Source organism: Mesorhizobium sp. M7A.F.Ca.CA.002.09.1.1, assembly GCF_003998555.1.
GTDB classification, from domain to species: Bacteria; Pseudomonadota; Alphaproteobacteria; order Rhizobiales; family Rhizobiaceae; genus Mesorhizobium; species Mesorhizobium ciceri.
On the sequence record NZ_RZRR01001410.1, the window covers coordinates 1 to 818 of the forward strand.

The 818-nt window shown below is 63.6% G+C and carries 1 protein-coding gene and 1 pseudogene; both read right to left on the bottom strand.

Annotated elements, in window-relative coordinates:
* Positions 1–189, bottom strand: a pseudogene (locus EN994_RS33595) (GntR family transcriptional regulator); the annotation flags it as partial.
* Positions 190–212: 23 nt separating this feature from the next.
* On the bottom strand, positions 213–818 hold a 606-nt coding region (locus EN994_RS33600), incomplete at its 5' end, for a dihydrodipicolinate synthase family protein (RefSeq protein ID WP_127308265.1).

Here is an 818-nt window from a genome sequence, read left to right on the forward strand (position 1 = left end):
CGTCAGAAGCCCTTCGGCCTCGAGACGCGGCACGATGTCGCGAATGGCGCCGAGCGGCAGACCGGTGAAGGCGACCAGTTCGCGCTGCGATACGAACTGGCCCGGCAGCAGATCGCGGGCCAGCAAATGCCGCGTGAAGCTGGCATAGGCTTTTTCCCTAAGCGTGGTCGGCTCGCTGCCGTCTTCCATTTCAGCGCGTATCCCTTTGCCGGTCAGGCTGATTCCCTGGCAAACAGCCCATCATAGGCGTCAGCCAGCTGTTGTCGCCCCTGCGAACCGATCGGCTCCAGCGGCGGACGGACCGCCAGCCAGCGGTCGTCGCCGGTTTTGCGCGCCACCATGACCTTCACCGCCGGCGTTACCGGGTGTTTGAGCAATTCGAGCACGAAACGCTCGACGCGTGTGTCGTCGCGCCCGTCCCCGGCCATGGCCCGGATTTCGCTGGTAACGAAATTGGCCATGCCGGAGATTGCGCCTTGAGCACCAATTCGCACGGCTCGTGCCAGATGCCGCTCGTCACCGATCAAGATCACCAGATCGCCATGGGCGCCGAGCAGCGCCTCGCTGTAGTCCCAATCCCCGCCGGAATCCTTGACCCCCGCAATGACATCCGGAAAAGCCGTACGCAATCGGCCGATCAGGTCAAGCGAGAGCTGCACCATGGTGACCGACGGAATGTTGTAGAGCAGAACGCCACGGGCGAGGGGACCGAGCACGGCAAAGACAGTGGAAAACCAGCCGAAAAGACCATCGTCGCCGACATTCTTGAAGTAGCTCGGCGGCGCCAGCAGAATGTTGCGGGCGCCGCGCTGCAAGGC